Origin of the sequence: Streptomyces sp. NPDC059037 (genome assembly GCF_042740015.1) — a bacterium.
Classification (GTDB): domain Bacteria; phylum Actinomycetota; class Actinomycetes; order Streptomycetales; family Streptomycetaceae; genus Streptomyces.
The window spans coordinates 1-5,134 of the sequence record NZ_JBHYIG010000436.1 but is presented as its reverse complement, the minus strand read 5'-3'; the positions used below and the strand labels follow the sequence as shown (position 1 = coordinate 5,134).

The 5,134-nt window shown below is 72.7% G+C and carries 5 protein-coding genes; 1 reads left to right on the top strand and 4 read right to left on the bottom strand.

From position 1 onward, the window contains the following. Positions 1-143: 143 nt before the first annotated feature. The 4 genes from ACFWY6_RS44030 to ACFWY6_RS44015 all read right to left on the bottom strand — a co-directional run bounded on the left by ACFWY6_RS44030 (position 144) and on the right by ACFWY6_RS44015 (position 3,656). Positions 144-1,010: a 1,4-dihydroxy-6-naphthoate synthase gene (locus tag ACFWY6_RS44030; protein WP_384703138.1), complete on the bottom strand. Its 867-nt coding sequence runs from the start codon at positions 1,008-1,010 to the stop codon at positions 144-146. Continuing rightward, on the bottom strand, positions 1,003-1,686 hold the full coding sequence (locus ACFWY6_RS44025; RefSeq protein ID WP_384703135.1) for a futalosine hydrolase: 684 nt from the start codon (positions 1,684-1,686) through the stop codon (positions 1,003-1,005). The genes ACFWY6_RS44030 and ACFWY6_RS44025 overlap by 8 nt, the downstream gene beginning before the upstream one ends. Continuing rightward, complete coding sequence (locus tag ACFWY6_RS44020) at positions 1,656-2,165, bottom strand: DUF2771 domain-containing protein (protein WP_384703132.1); 510 nt, start codon at positions 2,163-2,165, stop codon at positions 1,656-1,658. Before ACFWY6_RS44020 ends, ACFWY6_RS44025 begins: the two co-directional genes overlap by 31 nt. Positions 2,166-2,243: 78 nt before the next feature. Then, complete coding sequence (locus tag ACFWY6_RS44015) at positions 2,244-3,656, bottom strand: MFS transporter (RefSeq protein WP_384703129.1); 1,413 nt, start codon at positions 3,654-3,656, stop codon at positions 2,244-2,246. 357 nt (positions 3,657-4,013) lie between these two features. On the opposite strand from ACFWY6_RS44015, the gene ACFWY6_RS44010 reads away from it, so the two are divergent. Then, a complete protein-coding gene (locus ACFWY6_RS44010; RefSeq protein WP_384703126.1) occupies positions 4,014-4,952 on the top strand; it encodes a DUF3027 domain-containing protein in 939 nt (312 codons plus the stop codon). Positions 4,953-5,134: the final 182 nt, after the last annotated feature.

Sequence of the window (5,134 nt, the reverse complement as noted above, 5' to 3'; positions counted from 1 at the left end):
GCGCCCACCCCCCTCTCGCGCGCTGCCCCCAGCCGCGCGGGGGGTGGCGGGGGGGGGGGGCCCACCCGCTGTTCTCGCCCGCGCGCTTCGCCCCGTTTGGGGGGGCGGCCCCTCCTCTCCCCCCCCCCCCCCACCTGCGAGATCTAGCCGAAGTTCAGCGCACCGGGCGGCAGCGCCGGGACAAGACCCTCCGCGGCGGCCCGTGTCAGCAGCCCCCGGACCGCCGCGTATCCGCTCTCGCCGAGATCCGCGGTGAACTCGTTCACGTACAGACCGATGTGCTGGTCGGCGACCGCCGGGTCCATCTCCTGCGCGTGCTCCAGGACATAGGGCCGGGACGCCTCGGGGTCGTCCCAGGCCATGCGCACGGAGGTCCGCGCCGCGTCGGCGAGCTGCCGCAGCCGCTCGGCGCCGAGCGACCGCTTGGCGATGATCGCGCCGAGCGGGATCGGCAGGCGCGTCGTCTGCTCCCAGTGCTCGCCCATGTCGGCGAGGCAGTGCAGGCCGTAATTCTGGTAGGTGAAGCGCGCCTCGTGGATGACGAGCCCCGCGTCGACCTTTCCGTCCCGCACCGCGGGCATGATCTGGTCGAAGGGCAGCACCACGATCTCGCCGACGCCACCGGTGAGGGTGTCCGCGGCCCACAGCCGGAAGAGCAGATACGCAGTCGACTTCTCGCTCGGCACCGCCACCGTCTTGCCGGTGAGGTCGATCCCGGCCTCCCGGGTGAGCACCAGCGGGCCGCAGCCCCGCCCGAGCGCCCCGCCGCACGGCAGCAGCGCGTACTCGTCGAGGACCCAGGGCAGCACGGCGTACGACACCTTCAGGATGTCGAACTCGCCGCGCTCCGCCATGCCGTTGGTGATGTCGATGTCCGCGAAGGTGACGTCGAGCTCGGGCGCGCCGGGCACCCGGCCGTGCGCCCAGGCGTCGAAGACGAACGTGTCGTTGGGGCAGGGCGAGTACGCGATCTGCAGCGGCCGGTCCACCTGGGCCTGGGTCTCAGTCATGCCTCTTCCAACTCTCCAGTACGGGCGCGAACTTCCCGAACGCGTCAGTCAGCGCCGCGAGCGCGTCGCCGATCCGCCAGGCGTCGCGGTCCCGCGGCCCGACGGCGTTGGAGACCGCGCGGATCTCCAGGACGGGCAGTCCGTACGCGGCGGCCGCCTCGGCGACCCCGAACCCCTCCATGGCCTCGGCGAGCGCACCGGGGTGGCGCCGCCGCAGCTCGGCGGCGCGCTCGGCGGAGCCGGTCACGGTGGAGACGGTGAGGACGCCGCCCGCGCGGCCGCCGGTCGCCGCGGCCACGTCGCGTACGAGGGACGGCGGCGGGAGGTGGGTGACGGCACCGAACCCGAGCTCGGTGACCGGCAGGAACCCGTCGGGCGTCTGGGCGCCCAGATCGGCCGCGGTGATCTCGTCGGCGACGACGAGGGAGCCGACGGGCGCGCCGGTCTTGAAGCCGCCGCCGATTCCGGCGGAGACGACGAGGTCGTACGTGCCGCGCGCGAGGGCGGCCGCGGTGTGCGCGGCAGCGGCGGCGGGGCCCACACCGGCGGCGACGACATCGCCGTATTCAGCAGGCAGGCCCTTGGCCACCGCGTCCCGTTCGGCCGGGACGGCGGTGGCCACCAGAACACGTACCGAAGCCGTGGTCAGGAGTCCTTCTTGAGCTTGAACGACCACAGGCCCGTCGCCTTGGACCCGGAGCCCTTGCCGCCCTCGAGCAGGCTGACGGTGGTGGCGTTGGTGCCGCCGCCGTACTGCTGGTTGAAGAAGACGCTGCCCGGGATGACGACGTAGGTCTTGTCGCTTGCCTCGGTGAGCGGCTGACCGTTCATCAGGAGCGTCCAGCCCTTCTCGGCGATCTCCGGGTCGACGCCGAAGCGGACCTTCTCGTCGGGATCGACCTTGATGGACTTGACGTCCTTGTCCTTCAGGCAGCCCTGCAGCTGGGACTGCTTGAGCTCCTCGCCGTCGTTGTAGCAGGAGGCCTCGGTGTTCACCGAGTTGCTGCCGACGGTGACGGTGGCGAGCGGCGTCGGCTTGTCGCAGGCGGACAGGACGAGGAGTCCGGCGGAGACAGCGCCAATGGCAGCCACGGAACGGCGGCGGCGCGCCGAGCTGTGAACGTGTGCGGCTCCGCCGCGGAGCAGGGAGGTCATGGGCGAAGGCTATCGGGCACCTCGTGCCGTCCTGCCACGTGGGGGTCGCGGCGTGCCGCACCCCGCGATGTGACGGGCTCACGCCACCCGGCGCCGCTGCGGTCCGCTGTGCCGGGCCGCCGCGAGCAGGCCCCGCACGGTCGAAAGCCAGCCGATGGCGACGATCGCGGCGGCCACCGAGAGGCCGAGCGACCCGTTCAGCGGCAGCGCCATGCCGATGCCGCCGCCGATCACCCAGGCCACCTGAAGCATCGTCTCCGAGCGGGCGAAGGCGGAGGTCCGCACCTCTTCCGGGACGTCCCGCTGGATCAGCGCGTCCAGGGACAGCTTCGACATGGCCTGCGCGAAGCCCGCGACGGCGCCCAGGCAGGCGACGCCGACCGCCGAGAAGAACAGCGCGGCGGTGATCGCGACGGCGAGGACGAAGGCGACGACGGTCACGATGATGAGCTCCGGCGCCCGCTTCTTCAGCCCGGCACCGACGGCCGTGCCGAGCGCGTTCCCCACGCCGGCCGCGATCCCCACTATCCCCAGGGACACCGCCGCGCTCTGCCCGGCGAGCGGCTCCTCGCGCAGCAGAAAGGCGAGGAAGAAGATGAGAAACCCGGAGAGACAGCGCAGCGAGGCGTTGACGGCGAGGGCGTGGGTGACGGCCGGTCCGACGGTACGCAGCCCCAGCTTCCGCTTCTTGGACGTGTCCGCCGCGGCTTCGGCCCGCGCGTGCAGATGCAGATGCTCCTCGTCGGCGGCGAGCAGCGCCTTGCTCTCGCCCTTCGCGGAGTCGACCTTGGGCGGCAGCGAGAGGGACAGGAACATCCCGACGACGAAGATCACAAAGGCGCCGTAGAGCGGCCAGCGCGGCCCGAGCGCCTGCAGCCCCGCCCCGATGGGCGCGGCGATACCGGTGGCGAGCAGCCCACCCAGGGTGACTCTGGAATTGGCCTTGACCAGCGAGAACCCGGCGGGCAGGAGTCTGGGCACGACAGCGCTGCGGACGACCCCGTAGGCCTTGGAAGCGACGAGCACCCCCAGCGCGGCGGGATAGAGCTCGATGCTCCCCGTGATCACCGCTTCCGACAGGAGCAGGGCGAGCAGCGCTCGGGCCAGCATCGCGGCGGCCATCGCATAGCGGCGGCCGTGCGGGAGGCGGTCCAGAAGCGGGCCGATGACGGGGGCCAGGAGGGTGAAGGGCGCCATGGTGATGGCGAGATAGAGGGCGACACGGCCGCGGGCCTCGTCCGTCGGCACCGAGAAGAACACGGTCGACGCGAGCGCGACGGTGATCATGACGTCGCCCGCGCCGTTGACGGCGTGCAGCTCGATGAGCTTGCCGAGCCCGGACTCGCCCGCGCCGTGCGCGTGCGTGGCCTTCCTGATGCCGCGGGCGGTACCGGTGAAGGGCAGATGCAGGGCACGCCCGACGGAACGGACGGCCCTGCTCAGCGCCGAGCCCGCTCCGCTGTTTCCCTGAGAGGACCTTGCGGCGGCCACCTCGTCATAGTGCCCTCTATTGGGCCGCGCTAGTGCGCATCGACAGCCGGGTACGCGGGGTAATCGGGTGGGTGGGCGGGAAAATCCCCCGCGAAGCGGCGGGCACGGGCGGCCCCGTGCCACAGGGGCCGGGCACGCCGGTGTAGGCCCAGGGGCCAGGAGAAGGTAGCGTGCGTAGCGCGCCTGCGGCGGTAGTTCTTGGCCGCGCGCCTCTCGCTCATCCCGCAGAATGGATGACGTAGGTGCGCCCGAGGACGTTCGGGCGCGGACGTCGACGCGGCCCATTGGTCCGCTCCGTCCGCACTCCCGCGTATGGGTGGCGCACTCGTGAGACGGCGTAGGAGAGAAGCGATACCTGTGAGCGCAGCGACAACGCGAAGCCGTACCCCGCGTACCCCGCGTACTCCCGACCGCCTGTGCGCCGAGGCGGTGGGAATGGCCCGTGAGGCGGCCGAGGAGGCCGCCGCACCGGGTGTCGTCGGTGAGCACGTCGATGTCGTGGTCGAGGGCGACCGCGTGGTCACACACCTGTTCGAATGCAAGGAGTTCGGCTACCGGGGCTGGCGCTGGGCGGTGACGGTGGCGCGCGCCTCGCGGGCCAAGTTCGTCACGCTCGACGAGACGGTGCTCCTGCCGGGCCCCGACGCCTTGCTGGCCCCCGAGTGGGTGCCGTGGAGCGAGCGCCTGCGCCCCGGCGACATGGGCCCGGGCGACCTCCTCCCGACCGACGCCGAGGACCTCCGCCTGGAGCCCGGCTTCTCCGGCGAGGAGGAGCCGCCGCCGAATTCCGCGGTCTCCGAGGAGATGGCGGAGCTGGTCGAGGCGGAGGACGCCGAGGTGACGTCGGGGCCGCCTGCCGAGCTCCCGATGGCCCCCGCGCGCGGCTCCATCGCCGCGATCGCCGACGAGCTCGGCATGCGCAGGGCCCGTGTCCTTTCGCGGTACGGCCTGCATGCCGCGGCCGATCGCTGGGAGGAGACGCACGGCGCGAAGACCGCGATGGCGCAGGCGGCGCCCGCGACCTGCGTCAGCTGCGGCTTCCTCGCCCCGATCGGTGGGTCGCTCGGCCAGGCGTTCGGGGTGTGCGCGAACGAGTTCGGTCCTGCGGACGGCCAGGTGGTGTCTCTCGCGTACGGCTGCGGGGGCCATTCCGAGGCGGCCGTCATGCCGCGCCCCTCGCGCCCCGCGGAACCGGTCCTCGACGAGACCCGCGTCGACGTACTCCCCCTGCGCCCGTCCCCCGACTCGGGCTCGGTCCCCCCGGAGGGCCCGAGCGAGGACCTCGGCCACTCCTGAGCTCCCGCTGGGGGCAGCCGACTCCTGGGTGGGCCCGCGGTCCCTTCGCGCTGTTCACCTTCGTCTGCGGCCAGTCGGTTCCCTACCGCGCTCCGCGCGGATCTTTTTTTGCCCCCCCCCCCCCCCCCCCCCCCCCCGCCCCAAGCGCGGGGGTTAAAAAAAACAGCGCGCCCCCCCCCCAC